The sequence below is a fragment of the Arthrobacter luteolus NBRC 107841 genome, from assembly GCF_001552075.1.
GTDB lineage: Bacteria > Actinomycetota > Actinomycetes > Actinomycetales > Micrococcaceae > Arthrobacter_B > Arthrobacter_B luteolus.
Genome location: NZ_BCQM01000010.1, coordinates 83,675 through 101,224, shown reverse-complemented (window position 1 = coordinate 101,224; position 17,550 = coordinate 83,675). Strand labels below are relative to the sequence as shown.

The 17,550-nt window shown below is 66.4% G+C and carries 13 protein-coding genes; 5 read left to right on the top strand and 8 right to left on the bottom strand.

Translation table 11 applies throughout. The features are described 5' to 3' along the window. Positions 1–34 precede the first annotated feature (34 nt). The 3 genes from AL3_RS15345 (at position 35) to AL3_RS15335 (ending at position 5,790) form a co-directional block, all read left to right on the top strand. Complete coding sequence (locus AL3_RS15345) at positions 35–1,180, top strand: pyridoxal phosphate-dependent aminotransferase (protein WP_066302652.1); 1,146 nt, start codon at positions 35–37, stop codon at positions 1,178–1,180. A gap of 282 nt (positions 1,181–1,462) precedes the next feature. After that, positions 1,463–4,393, top strand: a complete 2,931-nt coding sequence (locus tag AL3_RS15340) for a beta-glucosidase (RefSeq protein WP_161599358.1) — start codon at positions 1,463–1,465, stop codon at positions 4,391–4,393. 167 nt (positions 4,394–4,560) lie between these two features. Further along, positions 4,561–5,790 (top strand): ScyD/ScyE family protein, encoded by a 1,230-nt coding sequence (locus AL3_RS15335; protein WP_151724063.1) that lies wholly within the window; start codon positions 4,561–4,563, stop codon positions 5,788–5,790. Positions 5,791–5,934: 144 nt separating this feature from the next. On the opposite strand, the gene rbfA is transcribed toward AL3_RS15335, so the two are convergent. The 5 genes from rbfA to rimP all read right to left on the bottom strand — a co-directional run bounded on the left by rbfA (position 5,935) and on the right by rimP (position 11,648). Next, on the bottom strand, positions 5,935–6,411 hold the full coding sequence (gene rbfA, locus AL3_RS15330) for a 30S ribosome-binding factor RbfA (RefSeq protein WP_066302644.1): 477 nt from the start codon (positions 6,409–6,411) through the stop codon (positions 5,935–5,937). A 132-nt stretch (positions 6,412–6,543) separates the two neighbouring features. Beyond that, positions 6,544–9,456, bottom strand: a complete 2,913-nt coding sequence (gene infB / locus AL3_RS15325) for a translation initiation factor IF-2 (protein WP_066302642.1) — start codon at positions 9,454–9,456, stop codon at positions 6,544–6,546. A 146-nt stretch (positions 9,457–9,602) separates the two neighbouring features. Next, entirely contained in the window at positions 9,603–9,992 is a 390-nt protein-coding gene (locus tag AL3_RS15320; protein ID WP_151724066.1) for a YlxR family protein, read from the bottom strand. A gap of 57 nt (positions 9,993–10,049) precedes the next feature. Then, positions 10,050–11,021: a transcription termination factor NusA gene (gene nusA / locus AL3_RS15315; protein WP_066302640.1), complete on the bottom strand. Its 972-nt coding sequence runs from the start codon at positions 11,019–11,021 to the stop codon at positions 10,050–10,052. Then, positions 11,022–11,648 (bottom strand): ribosome maturation factor RimP, encoded by a 627-nt coding sequence (gene rimP, locus AL3_RS15310; protein WP_066302638.1) that lies wholly within the window; start codon positions 11,646–11,648, stop codon positions 11,022–11,024. A gap of 86 nt (positions 11,649–11,734) precedes the next feature. On the opposite strand from rimP, the gene AL3_RS15305 reads away from it, so the two are divergent. Both AL3_RS15305 and AL3_RS15300 read left to right on the top strand, forming a co-directional pair. After that, on the top strand, positions 11,735–12,829 hold the full coding sequence (locus AL3_RS15305) for a DUF4439 domain-containing protein (protein ID WP_157075271.1): 1,095 nt from the start codon (positions 11,735–11,737) through the stop codon (positions 12,827–12,829). A gap of 262 nt (positions 12,830–13,091) precedes the next feature. Then, positions 13,092–14,084, top strand: coding sequence for an aminoglycoside phosphotransferase family protein (locus tag AL3_RS15300; RefSeq protein ID WP_066302634.1), 993 nt, complete (start codon positions 13,092–13,094; stop codon positions 14,082–14,084). A gap of 34 nt (positions 14,085–14,118) precedes the next feature. Here the strand turns inward: AL3_RS15300 and AL3_RS15295 are convergent, their stop codons facing one another. From AL3_RS15295 to AL3_RS15285, 3 genes are all read right to left on the bottom strand, one after another. Next, positions 14,119–14,916, bottom strand: coding sequence for a sulfite exporter TauE/SafE family protein (locus AL3_RS15295; RefSeq protein ID WP_066302632.1), 798 nt, complete (start codon positions 14,914–14,916; stop codon positions 14,119–14,121). 9 nt (positions 14,917–14,925) lie between these two features. Further along, positions 14,926–16,725, bottom strand: a complete 1,800-nt coding sequence (locus AL3_RS15290) for a proline--tRNA ligase (RefSeq protein ID WP_066302630.1) — start codon at positions 16,723–16,725, stop codon at positions 14,926–14,928. 120 nt (positions 16,726–16,845) lie between these two features. Further along, positions 16,846–17,529: a FadR/GntR family transcriptional regulator gene (locus AL3_RS15285; RefSeq protein WP_066302628.1), complete on the bottom strand. Its 684-nt coding sequence runs from the start codon at positions 17,527–17,529 to the stop codon at positions 16,846–16,848. Positions 17,530–17,550: the final 21 nt, after the last annotated feature.

Genomic DNA, 17,550 nt, shown 5'->3' with positions numbered 1-17,550 from the left:
CCGGCACCGGGCACCCCGCCGGTAGCATTCGGGTATGCCACAGCTCGCCGCTCACGTGCGTACCGTCGACCCTAACCAGATCCGCGAAATCACCCAGGCCGCATGGGCCGTCCCCAATGCCGTTGTCCTCAGTATCGGCGAGCCGGGCTTCCCAACCCCCGCCCATATCCTCGAGGCGGGGGAGGCAGCACTGGCGCGGGATGAGACGGGGTACACACCGAACGCGGGCATCGCTCCCCTGCGCGCAGCGTTTGCCGACCGGGTGTCCCGGATCTCCGGCAGCACGGTTGACCCCTCCCGGGTGTTCGTCACCGCGGGCGCCCAGCAGGGCCTGCACCTGGCCATGAGCCTGCTGCTGGACGCCGGGGACGAGATCCTGGTGCCGAACCCGGGGTATCCCACCTTCGCCATGACGGCCCGGCTGCTGCACGCGGTGCCGGTGGAGTATCCCCTCCACCCGGCAGACGGTTTCCAGCCTCGGCTTTCCGAGATCGAATCGAGGATCACCGCCCGGACCAGGGTCCTGCTGCTGAACTCCCCCTCCAACCCCCTGGGATCCGTCTTCAGCGCCGAGCTGACCCGCGGGCTCGTGGAACTGGCCCGGCGGCGGGGACTGTGGATCCTCTCCGACGAATGCTATGAGGCGTTTACCTACGATGTGCCCCATGTGAGCCCGCTGGAGTTCGACGGCGGCGGGGAGCTGGTGCTGGCGTCCTACACGCTTTCCAAGACCTACGGCCTGACCGGACTGCGGATCGGGGCCCTGGTCACGCCGCCGGGGCTGGAGGCACGCATGAGCACGGTGATGGAGTCGATCGTTTCCTGTGTGGCTTCACCGTCGCAGTATGCAGCCCTGGCGGCGCTTACCGGACCGCAGGAATACGTGGAGACGGCCGCCGCGCATTACCGCGCCAACCGGAATGCGGCATCCGCGGTTTTGGCAGACAAGGGCCTGCCGTTCCTGGCCGCGCAGGGCGCCTTTTATCTGTGGGCTGACCTGTCCTCCGTTTCCGGCGGCGATATCCGCCAGTGGACCCGGCGGTTCCTCACGGAATCCCAGGTGGCCCTGGCGCCCGGGACCGCCTTTGGATCATTTGGGGAAGGCTGGGTCCGGATCGCCCTGTGCGGCCGGCGGGAGGACCTGGTGGAAGGGCTCAGCCGGCTTCCTGCCGCCGCTTAGCGGGACAGGCTAGCGGCGCGGTGCATGCACCGCAGCCCCGCGCTCCAAAGCCGAACCTTTTCAGGAATTTCACGGCTGCAGCACAGGTTCCACTCAACTTCGCGTTTACAGGTCACATCCGTGTACCTAGTCTGTGGACTGTTTTTCGGCTGGGGAAACGGTTTGGGGTTCCGCGCCGGAACGAGTCTCGCATTGAGCAGGCCCAATGCGAAGGAGACACTCGTGGGAAAAAAGCCAGCAGTATTTCAGACGGTCCGCCGCGGCCTTTTACAGCACGGAAGCATGCGCAGCGGCCGTGCCTCGGTCCCCCGAAGTACGCTTCCATCCAAGCGGCGGAGGCGTGCTGCCCGCACCCTGGCGGCGGTGGTCTGTGCGCTCGCACTCGTGGCTCCGGCTACGGCCAACGCCCACCGCGGCAGCAATCAGCCCCAGCCCCCGGTCTCCTACTGGGACACCGACCAGTCGGCAACCGCCCGTGCCGCCGCCCTCCTGGGCCAGATGACGCTCGATGAAAAAGTGGACATGCTCCACGGAGAGCTCAACAATGACTACGGCTTCTACAACGCTCCGATCGAACGCCTGGGCATTCCTGCCCTGACCATGACTGACGGCCGCAACGGCGTCCGGCTGGGCTCAACTGAATTCAACGGCGGGCGCTCCACCCTGCTGCCTTCGGCGATCAGTGCGGCTGCCTCCTGGGACGCTGAGGTGGCAGATCTGCATGCCGGGGTCACCGCCGACGAGGCCTTCCGGACGGGCATGAACACGGTGCTCTCCCCCTCGGTCAACATTGCCCGGGTACCGCAGAACGGCCGCAACTTCGAGTCCTTCGGCGAGGATCCGCTGCTGATGTCCGCGATGGGTAATGCCTGGAACGGCACCATCCAGGAGTACGGCGGGCTGCTTGGGAATATCCAGGACTGGGCGGTCTACACCCAGGAATACAACCGGCTGCAGGACGCCAACATGGTGGTGGATGACCGCACCCTGCAGGAAATCTATAACCGTCCCTTCGCCGAGATCATCAACGGGACGCATCCCGGATCCGTGATGTGCGGGTTCAACAAGGTCAACGGGGAGTACTCCTGCGGCAACGATTTCCTGATCAACCAGATCCTGAAGGAACAATACGGCTTCCAGGGCTTCGTGATGAGTGACTACAACGCTGCCCACGAGACCCTTGACATCAATGCCGGCCTCGACCAGGACCAGCCGGGCAACTACACACCGGGACAGGTGGGCGACTGCCTGTTCTGCCAGCCGCTGATCGATGCGGTGAACGCCGGGACAGTGTCGATTGACCGGATCAACGACGCCGTGACGCGGATCCTGCGGCCAATGATCGGACTGGGGCTTTTCGACCGGACGCTCGACCAGCTGCCCATCGACGAAGCGCTGCACAACACGCAGTCCGCCGAAGCGGCAGCCCAGGGCATGGTCCTGCTGAAGAACGACGACGTGCTGCCGCTGGCGGAGGACCTCGGCTCCCTTGCGGTGATCGGCACGGACGCCGACGAAGTGGTCCAGGGCGGCGGCAGCTCCCACATCATGAATCCCACGTCGGAAACGTCACCGCTGGCAGGCATCCAGGCCAGGCTGGCAGGCACCGGGACTGAGGTTAGCTACGTTCCGGGCACCGACCCGGTAACATCGGCAGCCCTGCTCCCCGGCGCAGCACCCATTCCGTCATCGTTCATGACACCAGCCGGCGGTGCCGCAGGAACCGGACTCTCGGCCGAGTATTTCCTGAACCAGGACTTCTCCGGTGCCCCTTATCTGGACCGGGTCGAACCGTACGTTGGCCTCAACACCGGTTTCTACAGCTTCACGGCCTTGAACGCCGATTCACCGCATTTCCCGGACATCCCCCAGGATCTGAACACCAACATGTCAGCACGGTGGAGCGCCACCCTCACGGCACCGGTCACCGGAACGTACGAGCTGCAGGTCGTCACCAACGGAAAGACAACCCTGACCGTTGACGGAACCGAAGTGGTCAACGTGGCCGACTTCTTCACGCCGACGCCGTCCCAGCAGAACCAGACCGTCTCTGTTCCGCTGGACTTCACCGCCGGCTCCACCCATTCCATCGAACTGACCTACATCTACGACACCAGCTCCACCTGGAACCAGGTCCAGTCGCAGCTCAAACTCGCGTGGGTTCCGCCGGAAGGCGTCGTTTTGCCGCAGGCCGCCAACGCAGCCGCGCAGGCAGCGGAGTCCGATGCCGCCGTCGTCCTGGTGCGGGACTACTCCACCGAGGGTGGAGACCTCAGCACCCTCGAGCTGCCGAACTGGCAGGCGGACCTGATCCGCGCCGTCGGTGCTGCCAACCCGAACACCGTGGTGGTGCTGACGGTGGGCGGTGTGGTTGAGGTGGTTGATTGGCAGGACGCCGTTGGCGGCGTCATCCATGGCTGGTACCCCGGGCAGAACCAGGGAACTGCCATCGCCAGCGTGCTGTTCGGGGATGTTAATCCCTCCGGAAAACTGCCGATTACCCTGCCCGTCAACGCGGACGAGACCCCGGTCAGCACCCCGGCGCAGTACCCGGGCGTGGATGGACTCAATGCCGAATACACCGAAGGGATCTTCGTCGGCTACCGCGGCTACCAGCAGTTCGGCATCGAACCGGCGTATCCATTCGGCTACGGGCTTTCCTACACCAGCTTCGACTACTCGGACCTGCGCATCACCTGCAGGATCTACAGCACGGGTGGAAAGAACGGAAAGTTCGATGCGCTGGAGGGCGAGGCCGAAACGCCGGGAGCGGATGCAGAGGCCACGGCTTCCGGCGACGCCGGTGTTGGAACCCCGCTGCACGGAAGCAACCGCGGATGGGGCAAAGGCAAGGGCCACCATCACGGCTGGGACAAGGGCAGGTCCTGCAGGAACAAACCCCTGCAGGCGTCGGTGCGCATCACCAACACCGGTGACACGGCAGGCAGCGAAGTTGTGCAGGCCTACGCCGGAGCCAACCCCAACGCACCGGTCCAGATGGCACCGAAGTCCCTCGCCGGGTGGACCAAAGTGGATCTCGCACCGGGCGAAAGCACCCGGGTACGGATCCCCTTGGATATTGAGTCCTTCTCCTACTGGGATGTGAACACCGACCGCTGGGTCACCCCCACGGGAACGGTGCCCGTGTACGTCGGCCCCAACTCCGAGGACACTCCGCTGACCGCTGATCTGCGGATCCGCCCGCGCCGCTGACCGCGGCCCCATCCTCGGGGGCGGGGGACGCGGACTGTTCCCCCGGTTCCCGCTCCCCCGCCCCCGGCACCACACGCGGCGGCCGCGCCGCGGCCCCACTCACCCACCCATCCACCCATCCACCCATCCACCCATCCACCCATCCACCCATCCACCAGGAGATCATCATGAAAAAACGAGCATCATCCCTGTTGCCGCTCGTGGCAGCAGGGGCCCTGCTAGCAGGGCTTGCCGGCGCACCGCCGGCGGCTGCCCATAACCGGCACCACCCCAAACCGCTGCCGGTGGCAGGAGAGGTGACCACGCTGGCAACCGGGCTGGTCACTCCGCTGCGGATTGCCCTGGGCAGCTACCGGTCCGTCGACGTCGCCCAGACCTTTGCCGGCAGTGTGAACCGCATTGGCCAGGACGGCACGCTCACTACCCTGGACCCGGGAATTCCCGGCTACATCTCAGACGCCGTGTCCCGGGTAGGCGGCACCACGTACTACTCACTGACAACGGGCGAAGGCCTCGGGATGCCGGAGAACAACGTCGCGCTCCTGCGTTCCGTGGACCGCCGGGGCACCATCCGGACCATCACCGACCTGGCAGTTTATGAACGGAGCGCCAACCCGGATCAGGTCAACACGTATGGATTCCGGGACCTGGATGCAACGTGCCTCAGCCAGATTCCTCCCGAAATTCCTGCCAATTACACGGGGATGATGGACTCCCACCCCTACGACACCATGCGGGTCCGGGGCAGCATTCTGGTAGCGGACGCCGGAGCCAATGCCATTCTGCGGGTTTCGGAGCGCAGCGGGCAGACCTCCACCGTGGCCGTGCTGCCGCCGGTGCCGGTCACCATTACCCAGGAATCCGCCGATCAGCTCCAACTGCCTGCCTGCACGGTGGGCCATGACTACTATTCGGAGCCCGTGCCCACTGACATGGCCATGGGACGTGACGGCCAGCTGTACGTCACGTCGCTCCCGGGCGGCCCGGGCGGTGGTGCCGGCTCCGTCTACCGGGTCAACCCGCGCAGCGGATCGGTGGATCTGGTGGCATCGGGACTTGTGAGTCCGACGGGCATTGCGGTCAGCAGCCGCGGAGACATCTTCGTCGCAGAGCTGTTCGCGAACCGGATTTCAGTCATCCCGCGGGGAACGGCCACACCCCAGCCCTGGTACGAGGTCACCGGCCCGGCAGACGTGGAGCTCCGCGGCTCCGCCCTGTACGCCAGTGTTGATGCCCTGCCGCCGGGCGGTATACCCGAACCGGGTGCGCCGGTTGATCCGAACGCCCCGCCACCGGTCTTCGACGGAAAGGTCATCCGGATCCAGCTCACCAGCGGCGGGGACCCGCACGGGCTGGCACAGCCCGGCGGTGAACCTGCCGAGCCAAACAGTGATTAGCGAACTAGTGGACCAGCGGATTGACGGCGTGACTGGCTGACACCCGGCCCGCCGCCAGCAACACAACACAGAAGGAGCGGCACCATATCAAATGGTGCCGCTCCTTCTGATGCAACCAGCCGGTTGTGGGCGCCGGCCGCGGGATTAGCTGCGGGCGTCCGAGTCTTCAGCCGGAGCGTCCTGCAGGTCCTCTTCGTCGTCTTCTTCGTCCCTGCGGTAGGGGTCAGCGTCTCCGGCGTAGGCGGCACCCTTCTTCAGTGCCGCCAGCTCCTCGTCACGCTTCTTGGCTTCCCGGATGAGTTCTTCCAGGTGGCTCGCGTTGACCGGGATTTCGTCTGCGACGAATTCCAGGGTGGGTGTCAGCCGGACCGTGATGTTCTTCCCGACCTCCGAGCGCAGGATTCCGCGTGCGGAATCCAGGGCTGCCTTGGTGTCAGCCTGCTGCGCCTCATCACCAAAGACGGTGTAGTAGACGGTGGCATGCTGCAGGTCATTCGTGACGCGGGCGTCGGTGATAGTCACAAACCCCAGCCGCGGATCCTTGATCCGGCGCTCGAGTGCCTGGGCAACCACTACCTTGATACGGTCAGCGAGTTTCGCAGCGCGTGCTGGATCTGCCATTGCCTCTCCTTCAGTAAAGTCTGGGGTTTCGCTGCGGCGGCCGCCGGACTGGCCGGCGGCGCCGTCGTGCGATGGTGGCTGCTAAAGCAGCCGGTGCGGGGCTGCCGGAAAACCGGCAGCCCCAGCCGGGAATTAGACCCGCGGCTTCTCGCGCATCTCGAAGGTCTCGATGATGTCGCCTTCCTTGACGTCGTTGAACGAGCCCAGGCCGATACCACACTCGAAGTCCGTCCGGACCTCGGTGGCGTCGTCCTTGAACCGCTTGAGCGAGTCAACGGTGAGGTTGTCACCGATGACCTTGCCGTCGCGGGTGACCCGTGCCTTGGCGTTTCGGCGGATGACACCGGAGCGCACGATCGAGCCGGCAATGTTGCCGAACTTGGAGGAACGGAAGACTTCGCGGACCTCGGCGGTGCCGAGCTGCACTTCCTCGTACTCCGGCTTGAGCATGCCCTTGAGGGCCAGCTCAATGTCATCAATTGCTGCGTAGATGACGGAGTAGAAGCGCATGTCCACGCCTTCGCGCTCGGCCAGGTCGGCCACACGCTCGGCAGGCTTGACGTTGAAGCCGATGATGATCGCGTTGTCCACGGTCGCCAGGTTGACGTCGTTCTGCGTGATGGCACCAACGCCGCGGTGGATAACGCGCAGCTGCACGCCGTCCCCGACGTCGATCTTGAGCAGGGAGTCTTCCAGGGCTTCCACGGCACCGGACACGTCACCCTTGAGGATGAGGTTGAGGGTGTCAACCTTGCCATCGGCCACAGCCTGGTCGAAGTCCTCCAGGCTGATGCGCTTGCGGCGCTTGGCCAGGGCGGCGTTGCGGTCCGCAGCTTCACGCTTCTCGGCGATCTGGCGGGCGGTGCGCTCGTCGTCGGTCACGAAGAAGGTGTCGCCGGCACGCGGGACGTTGGACAGGCCCAGGACCTGGACCGGACGCGACGGCCCGGCTTCGGTCAGGTTGTCCCCGTTCTCGTCGAACATGGCACGGACGCGGCCGTGGGCCGTTCCCGCCACGATCGTGTCGCCGACCTTCAGCGTTCCGGACTGCACCAGGACGGTCGCGACGGCGCCGCGGCCCTTGTCCAGGTTGGCTTCGATCGCGATACCGCGAGCGTCCTTGTCCGGGTTGGCGCGCATATCCAGGGCTGCGTCCGCGGTGAGCAGGACAGCCTCGAGCAGCGCATCGATGTTCAGGTGCTGGCGGGCAGAGACCTCGACGAACATGGTGTCGCCGCCGTACTCTTCCGGAACCAGTCCGTATTCGGTCAGCTGGCCGCGGACCTTGTCCGGGTTAGCGCTTTCCTTATCGATCTTGTTCACGGCGACCACAATCGGCACGTTCGCTGCCTGTGCGTGGTTGAGCGCTTCAACGGTCTGCGGCATCACGCCGTCGTCCGCTGCAACAACCAGGACCGCAATGTCGGTGACCTTGGCGCCACGGGCACGCATGGCGGTGAACGCCTCGTGGCCCGGGGTGTCAATGAACGTGATGGCACGGTCGGTGCCCTCGTGCTCGAACTCGATCTGGTAGGCACCGATGTGCTGGGTAATACCGCCGGCTTCGCCTTCAACAACCTTGGTGTTGCGGATGGCGTCGAGCAGGCGGGTCTTACCGTGGTCAACGTGGCCCATGACGGTGACTACCGGAGGACGTGCCTCGAGTTCGTCGTCGCCTTCGGCTTCCAGCTCAGCCTCGAAGTCGATGTCGAAGCTGCTGAGCAGTTCACGCTCTTCGTCTTCCGGCGAGACGACCTGGATCTTGTAACCCAGTTCCTCACCGAGAACGCCGAACGTTTCTTCATCCAGCGACTGCGTGGCTGTTGCCATTTCACCGAGGTGGAACAGCACGGTGACCAGAGCTGCCGGGTTTGCCTCGATCTTGTCGGCGAAGTCCGTGATGGACGCGCCGCGCCGCAGGCGGACAACAGTGTTGCCGTCGCCGCGGGGTACCGAAACGCCGCCCAGCGACGGAGCTGACATCTGCTCCAGTTCCTGCCGCTTCGCCCGCTTCGACTTGCGCTGCTTGCCGCGTCCTGCGCCGCCCTTGCCGAAAGCACCGGCCGTGCCGCCGCGTCCGCGGCCGCCCTTGCCGAAGCCGCCGCCAACGGGAGCACCGCCGCCGGCGCCGGGAGCGCCGCCGGGACCGCGGCGGGGACCGCCTGCACCCGGACGTGCCGGGGCTGCGGGCCGCTCAGTGCGGTTGGGCATCATGCCCGGTGTGGGCCGGGGGCCGGAGGTTCCGCCGGGGCGGGGTGCTCCGGTACGGGGAGCACCGGGGCGCGGTGCACCCGGACGCGGAGCGCCCGGACGGGGACCGCCTGCACCGGCTGCCGGACGGGGCCCTGCGGCGCCGGGCGTGCCGGTCCGCTCGGTCTCGTCACGGCGCTGGCCGGGCCGGGGCATGCCCTGGGACGGGGCGAACGGGTTGTTGCCGGGGCGGGGACCGCCCTGGCCGCGCTCACCCTCGCCGCGTCCGCGGGGACGCGGCATGCCCTGTGAGGTTGCGAAGGGGTTGTTGCCGGGGCGCGGGCCGGAAGCTCCGGGCCGCGGTGCACCCGGACGGGGTGCGGAGGATTCAGCCGGGGCCGCCGGAGCAGCAGGCTTTTCCTCGGACTTGGGTGCCGGTGCCGCCGGCTTGCTGGCTGCCGGAGCAGCTTCGGCGGCGGGCTTCTCGGCTGCGGGGGCGGCCGGAGCAGGTGCTGCCGGTGCCGGAGCAGCCGGCGCTGCCGGAGCAGGAGCTGCCGGAGCAGGAGCTGCGGGCTTGTTCGCTGCCGGAGCAGCTTCCGCGGCGGGCTTTTCAGCTGCCGGAGCTGCCGGAGCGGGTGCTGCCGGACGCGGTGCGGATTTCGCGGCACCGGAGTCGCCGGCTGCGGGCTTACCCGCTGCGTCGGGGAATGCCCCGCGAAGTTTCTTGACTACGGGTGCTTCGATTGTCGAGGATGCCGAACGGACGAATTCGCCCAGTTCCTGCAGTTTTGCAACTGCATCCTTCGAAGTGATGCCGAGCTCTTTGGCGAGCTCGTGTACGCGGACCTTGGCCACATTTCTCCTGTCTCAGTCCGCACCGAGCCAGGCACGAACCGTCTATTTACTGCGGGCTTCCACTGCAGGTGCAGGGTTGCCCATCACAGAGCACAACAAAGTACTCATCGTCGGGTACTCATCGCTGGGTACTCATCGGGTTTCCATCAGATTTCAGACCCGCTTTCAGGTTGGACGGTTTCGAGGCGTCCCCGGCTGGGACCCGCCTCTTGAGCTTCGAACCACTGTTCCACTGCCGAGGAATCGACCTGCGCCCGGAAGGCACGGCCGAAAGCCCGGCGTTTCACAGCGGTTGCGAGGCATGCTGCCTCGGGGTGCAACCAGGCACCCCGGCCAGACATGCGGCGGTTTTCATCGACCAGGACGGCAGGTGTGCCATCCCTCGAATCCAGCGCCAGCCGCATCAGAGCAGCCTGGTCATCCTTCTTCCTGCAGCCAATGCATGTCCGTTGCGGAACGTGACTGCTGCCTGCCGCAGGCCGCACCGATTCCACGGGCTCCTGCGGTTGCTGGAAGGCGGACGGTGACCCGGCCATGAACATTCTACCGCTTTTCTTTTCTCTTGCCCTCATCCGGCCTCCCGGAAGAGGAACTTAGGCAGACTTCGCGTCGGAAACGATGTCGATCCGCCAGCCGGTCAGCTTCGCGGCGAGGCGGGCGTTCTGCCCTTCCTTGCCGATCGCCAGGGACAGCTGGTAGTCAGGCACCACTACACGGGCGGAGCGGGCGTCCTCATCGGTGATGGTGACGGAGTTGACGCGCGACGGCGAGAGGGCGTTGGCGATGAACGTCGCCGGGTCCTCGCTGAAGTCCACGATGTCGATCTTTTCATCGTGCAGCTCCGTCATCACGGCGCGGACCCGGGAGCCCATTTCGCCGATGCAGGCGCCCTTGGCGTTGATGCCGGGGGTGTGTGCCTTGACCGCGATCTTGGTGCGGTGACCGGCTTCGCGGGCCAGCGCCACGATCTCCACGGAACCATCGGCGATCTCGGGGACCTCCAGTTCGAAGAGCTTGCGCACCAGTCCGGGGTGGGACCGGGACAGCGTGATGGACGGTCCCTTGAAGCCGCGGCGGACGTCGACGACGAACGCACGCAGGCGCGAACCGTGCAGGTACTTCTCTCCCGGGACCTGTTCGGTCGGCGGGAGCAGCGCTTCGACGGAGCCCAGGTTTACCTGGATCATGTGCGGGTTGTTGCCCTGCTGGATCTGGCCGGAGACCAGTTCGCCTTCGCGGCCCTTGAACTCGCCCAGGATGTTGTCATCCTCCACGTCGCGCAGGCGCTGGAGGATGATCTGCCGGGCCGTGCTCGCGGCAATGCGGCCGAAGCCGGCAGGCGTGTCATCGAATTCCCCGACGGCCTCGCCGTCGTCGTCGCGCTCAGTGGCCCAGATCGTGACGTGGCCGCTCTTGCGGTCCAGCTCGGCGCGGGCTTTATCCTGCGATCCGGTGGTTTTGTGGTAAGCAACCAGCAGTGCCTGTTCGATCGTGGGGATCAGCAGGTCCAACGGGATTTCCCGTTCCGCCTCAAGCAGCCGCAGCGCACTCATATCAATATCCATTTAGGCCTCCTCGGCTGTGCTTTCAAATCCGTTGGCGTCTTCGCCTGCCGGGTCGTCCTCAAGATGGGCGAATTCAACTTCCACGCGGCCCTTGGCGATACCGTCAAAGGGCAGCCGGGTTTTCTCGCCCTGTTTGGGCTTCATGCCCTTTTTCACGGGCAGTTCGGGAACCAGCGTGATTCCCTCCGCGTCCGCCTCCAGCAGGCGCCCGGTCACCGCGTCGCCTGACACCGGGGTCACCAGGACCATCCGGCCGATGTTCCTCCGCCAGTGCCGGGGCTCGGTCAGCGGCCGCGACACTCCCGGGGAGGAAACCTCCAGGCTGTAGGGGCGGCCGTCGTCGTGCGGATCCTCGTCCATCGCGTCCGAAAGAACACGTGAAATGTCCGCGATCCGGTCCAGGCTGACGCCGCCGGTTTCGGTTTCAGGAAGGTCCACCGTGACGTGGACCGTGCGGTGGACGCCGGCAATCCTGATTTCGATGTCCTCCAGGAAGAGGCCTTCCCCGGCTACGGTGGGGGCAAGATAGTCCTTCAGCCGCTGCGTCTCTGCCGCGGTCTCGGCGCGCTGGGCGTTCTTGCGGTAGTCCGACGAAGTGTCTTTTTTGGGGCTGGGCCGAACCGCCATTATTGCCTCCCACTAGATGATGTTGTATCTCCTAGCCTACCGACTTTCCCGGGCGCCCGGGTCACGGCCGCAAGCGAAGCGGGTTCGTGACATCATCGAGTGTTGTGAACACGCGTCCCTCTCCTCCGACGTCCCCTGCCCCGCGCCCGTCCCGGGCCGCTGCTGCAGCCGGCGTCCTGCGGCGTACGCTGACGCTTGGTGTCCTGGCCTGCGTGATCGCCAGCTTTGGGCTCACACTGGGCACCCGCGCGGAGGCTGACCGGCCGCGGACATTCTCCGAGAAAGCCCTGAATGAGGCGTTCGCCACTGTCCGGATCCTCGCAGCGGAGGCTGATGCCCTGGCCGCCTCCGGAACCGGCGCTTCAACCGGTGAAATGCAGCGCCAGGCCCAGACGCTGAAGGACCAGGCACTGCTCCTGACCAGTCCCGGCGGGGCTGCCGCCCATGCGGCCGCCCTGCAGTCCCCCGGCAGCGAGGAAGGTGCCTACCCGGCGGCGATGGAGAGCGCGGCGCGGGCCAATCTGGAAGCCGCCGGCCGGGCCGACTACGGCACTGCGCGCCTCCTGGCCTCGGTTGGAACCGCCCAGCTGCTGCTGGCCGAGCGCGCCGGAGATGTGCTGGGCGTGCCGGTGGAGACCGCCGGTGAGTCGCAGTGGACACCCGTTCTTGATGAGGAAACCACCGTCCGCTGCACCACCAGCGGCGATGCCTCGGCCCGCACGGAGCTGCGCGACCGGCCCGGCGCTGCCGAAGCCCTGCAGTCCGCACTGGACGCCGAGTACGGGGCCGTTTATGCGTATGAAGTGGCCCAGGCGCAAAGCAGCGGAACGGCAACGGTGCTGGGTGAAGCGCTGGCCGGGCGCCGTACCGCGCATCTGGAGGCCGGCCGCAGCGGAGTCGAGCTCCTGCCCGCCCTGTGCCTGCCGAAGGTAAGCCCGGTTCCGGCCTATTCCCTGTCCGCAGGATTTTTCACTGATCCTGCCCGGTCCCTGGCGGGCATGGAGGCAGCCTTGCCTGCCGTCTATGCCGATCTGGTGGGCTCCAGCGACGGAGCAGTGCGTTCGTGGGCAATCGACCGGCTCGTGGAGGCCTCCCGCCTGGTGTACGCCGGCGCAGGCACTGTACCCGCCTCCCCCGGCCTTGATGCTGAGCCGGCAGCACTGCCGTGGGTGGATGGCTGAGACTGATCGCTGGGCCGGCGGGCTGACCCGGTTGACTGGGGAGGCCGGCTGAGGCTGCCGGGACGTTTGGCGTGAAATCCAGGCCGGCTGGGGTGGCTGGACCGCTTCCACCCCCTTTAGGCTGGTCAGGTGCCCGGCGGACCGAACCGCTGGACCGGTTTGCTGAATCCGCCCGGTTGGCGGCTCCCCCGCCCATTCCCCAGCTGCGCTGGAGGCCCTGGCATCCCACCCCAGCCCATCCCAGACCATCCAGGAGGAATCCATGGCTCCCGCCGTCGTCGTACCCGAAGCGCTGCGCCAGCGCTATCTGCGGACGAGGGGCGGCCGTGACTGGCTGGATGGATTGCCGGCCCTGGTCCAGGAGAGCCTTCAGCATTTCCGGATGCGCCCTGATGCCGCTGCCGGGACCGCTGCGTGGCATGGGTACGGTGCTCTGGTGCTGCCTGTCGTCGCCGCTGCCGGGGATGCCCCGGCTGTACTGAAGTTCCCGTATCCCCATCCTGAGGCCGTGACGGAACCGGCTGCACTGGAGCTTTGGGACGGCAACGGGGCAGTGCGCCTGCTCGAACGGAACGCCTCCGGAACTGCCCTGCTGCTGGAGCGGCTGGACCCTGGGAGCACCCTGCTGGATGTCCCAATGGAAGCGGCAGTTCAGATCTGGGGCGGATTGGTCCGCCGCTTGGGACTGCAGGGCGGCGACGAGCCACAGTGGGCCGCGGTTCCCTCCGTTGCTGAGCGGGCCGAACAGTTCTCCGACGAACTCCCGGCGGAGTGGGAGGCATTGGGCCGTCCCTTTGAGCGCTGGCTGCTGGAAGCCGCGTTGGAGGTCTGCCAGACACGGGGCGCGGTGGGGCGCCGGTCCGGCCGGGATGTCCTGGTCCACGCGGACCTGCACTACGGCAATATCCTCCGCCGGATTGACGGTTCCGGAGAATACGCCGCCATCGATCCGCAGGCGGTGTTCGGGGAAGCGGAGTACGCCGTCGCGCCGATGCTGTGGAACCGGTTGGAGGACCTGGATCGGGCGGCACCGCAGCAGGCCCTGCAGGACCGTCTCTCGGCCTTGTGCACCGCTGCCGGCCTTGATCCCCAGGCGGCGCGGGAGTGGAGCATCCTGCGCGAAGTGGAGAACGCCCTGGATTACCTTCGGGACGGTCTGTCCGGAGACGCCCAGCGTTCGGTGTGGGTTGCCGCCGCACTGGCCGGGCGTGATCATCCGGGGCTTCCGTCGGTGGGCGATCTGCCGGCGGCTTAGGCGGCTGTAACGGCTGTGCCCGCGGTGCGGGAAGCTAGCCCTGGAAGTTCTCCATCCAGACATCTGTTCCGAGCTTGATGATCAGCGCGCCAACCACCACCAGGAACACGATCCGGATGAATTTGCTGCCCTGCTTCACGGCCATCCGTGCCCCGATGTAGCCGCCGGTCATATTGGCGATGCCCAGGATCAGGCCGATGCCCCACAGCAGGGAGCCGTGCGGCAGGAAAAACGCCAGGGCACCGATGTTCGTGGCCATATTGACGATTTTGGCCTTGGCGCTGGCGGCCAGGAAGTTGTAGCCGAGCAGCGTCACCATCGCGATGATCAGGAAGGATCCGGTGCCGGGTCCGATCAGTCCGTCGTAGAAACCGATAACGCCGCCAATCGCCCCGGCCGTGATGTAGTGCCGGTTGCCGGTGTGCCGCAGTTTGGTCAGCTCCCCGACGGTGGGCTTGGTGGCGGTGAAGATGGCTACGGCGATCAGCGCCACCACGATGATGGGCTTGAAGACCGACGCCGGCAGGGACGCCGCCAGGATCGCTCCCCCGAAACTTCCGGCCAGGGCGACGCCGGCCATCGGCAGGGCCGTTTTCAGGTCCGGGTGGGCACGGCGGTAATAGGTGACGGCGCTGGTGGTGGTTCCGAAGACCGAGCCCATCTTGTTGGTGGCGAGGGCCTCGACGGGGGCGATTCCGGGCACGAGGAGAAGAGCCGGCAGCTGGAGCAGGCCGCCGCCGCCTACGACGGCGTCGACCCATCCGGCCGCCAGGCCAGCCACCACGATCAAAAGGATGGTGGCGAGCGTTATCTCCTCGAGCCCGGAGACCAACTATGCTGCTTAGGCCCGGGCAGCGCGGAGTACGTACTCCACGGCCTCGGCAACCGGCACGTTCTCGGCCACGCCGGTGGCGCGGTCCTTGATTTCAACGACGCCGTCCGTCAGTCCGCGGCCAACCACCAGGATGGTGGGCACACCGATCAGCTCGGCATCGCCGAACTTCACGCCGGGGGAAACCTTCGGCCGGTCATCGTAGATGACCTCCAGTCCGGCGGCTTCGAGTTCCTCGGAGAGCGTGGCTGCCGCTTCGAAGATCTCCTCGCCGCGGCCGGTGGCAACAACGTGCACGTCTGCCGGCGCGACCGAGCGCGGCCAGATGATGCCCTTGTCGTCGCGGTTTGATTCGGCCAGCGCTGCGACGGCGCGGGTGACACCCACGCCGTAGGAGCCCATGGTGACGGTCGCGAGCTTGCCGTTTTTGTCCAGGACCTTCAGACCCAGGGCCTCGGCGTACTTGCGGCCGAGCTGGAAGATATGGCCCATTTCGATGCCGCGGGCGGCTTCCAGGGGGCCGGAACCGTCCGGAGCTTCATCGCCTTCGCGGACCTCAACGGCTTCGATGACGCCGTCCCAGCCGAAGTCGCGGCCGGCGACCAGGCCGATCACGTGCTTGCCCGGCGCATTGGCACCGGTGACCCAGCTGGTGCCGGAAACAACGCGCGGGTCCACCAGGTACAGCAGGCCGGTCGCGGATTCGGTGCCGAGGACGGCTTCGTCCAGGCTCAGGCCCGGGCCGATGTAGCCCTTGACCAGGCCGGGGTGCTTCTTGAGGTCCTCTTCAGTGGCAGCTTCAACGCCCAGTTCACCGGACATCCCGACGTGGGAGCCGATGTTGGCTTCGATGCGCTTGAGGTCCACGGCACGGTCACCCGGGACGCCGACGACGACGATCTGCCGTTCACCGGTGGGCAGCGATACCGCCAGCACCACATTCTTGAGCGTGTCAGCCGCGGTCCAGGCGCCGTCGTCCTTCGGGAAGCGGGCGTTGACGTCCTCGACCAGGGTGTCGATGGTGGGGGTATCCGGGGTGTCCACGACCATCGCTGCGGGCGCTGCGGAATAGTCGAGGGGTGCCGGTGCGACCGTGGTGACGGCTTCGACGTTGGCTGCGTAGCCGCCGGCGGAGCGGACGAAGGTGTCCTCGCCGACCGGGGTCGGGTGCAGGAATTCCTCGCTCTTGGAACCGCCCATGGCACCGGAGACAGCGGAGACCACAACGACGTCGAGGCCCAGGCGCTCGAAAATGCGCAGGTAGGCACCGCGGTGTGCCTGGTAGCTGGCCTCCAGGCCTTCGTCGTCAATGTCGAAGGAGTAGGAGTCCTTCATGATGAACTCGCGGCCGCGGAGCAGGCCGGCACGCGGACGGGCTTCGTCGCGGTATTTGTTCTGGATCTGGAACAGGGAGACCGGCAGGTCCTTGTAGGAGCTGTAGAGGTCCTTGACCAGGAGGGTGAACATTTCCTCGTGGGTCGGGGCGAGCAGGTAGTCCGCGCCCTTGCGGTCCTGCAGGCGGAAGAGGTTCTCGCCGTATTCGGTCCACCGGTTGGAGGCTTCGTACGGTTCGCGCGGCAGCAGAGCCGGGAAGTGGACTTCCTGGGCGCCGATCGAGGCCATTTCTTCGCGGATGATGGTCTCAACCTTGCCCAGCACGCGCAGGCCGAGCGGGAGCCACGAGTAGATGCCCGGGGCAGCGCGGCGGATGTAGCCCGCCCGGACCAGCAGGCGGTGGCTGGCGACGTCGGCATCGGCCGGGTCTTCGCGCAGGGTGCGCAGGAAAAGAGTGGAAAGTCGAAGGACCACGCTGGGAATCCGTTTCTGCAGCAGTGCTGCACGCTAAGGAAGAAGTTCTCCCTACTAATCTAGCCGCTTGCTCCGGGGTTCCCGGACAGGCTTTGCGTGTGGCGGGCGCCGGAAGGGCGGCTACGAATCACCCATGAGGTCGGCGCGGGCGTGGAAATCGGCGGCCGCCCCGTCGTGTCCGCGGATTGCCTGCACAATGGCCTCGTGCGGCCGGCGGGTTCCGGGCTGCATTGCGCCTATGCGCCGGCGCAGGATGCTGCGCCAAACCTCGTCGAGATCCGCGTACAGGCTGATGAGCGAGGCGTTGTGGCTGGCAGCGACAATCGCGCGGTGGAATTGTGCATCAGCTTCCAGATAGTTTTCCAGGCCGCCAGAGTCCCAGGCCCGATCGCGCTGCTCCAGCAGCACTTCGAGCCGCTCCAGATCCGCGTCGGTGCGGCGCTGCGCAGCGAGCCGGGCACCGCTGGCTGCGAGCTCACGCAGCAGTTCGGTGACGTCTTCGGTTGAATCCTGCGCAAACCGCCGCTGCATCACTCCCGCCAGTTCGCTGGTGGCGATGACGTAGGTGCCGGAACCCTGGCGGATATCCAGCAAGCCGTTGTTCGCCAACGCGCGCACGGCTTCCCGCACCGTGTTCCGGGCAACGCCAAGCTGTTCAACCAGGGCCTGTTCGGTGGGGATGCGCAGCCCCACCGGCCAGTCGCCCCGCGTGATCCGGCTGCGGAACTGCTCAATAACCTGTTCCACCAAGGACTCACGCCGGGGCTGCGGCAGCAGGCCGGCGGGATCTGACGAGGCATTCATCCCATCATTATATGATCAGTT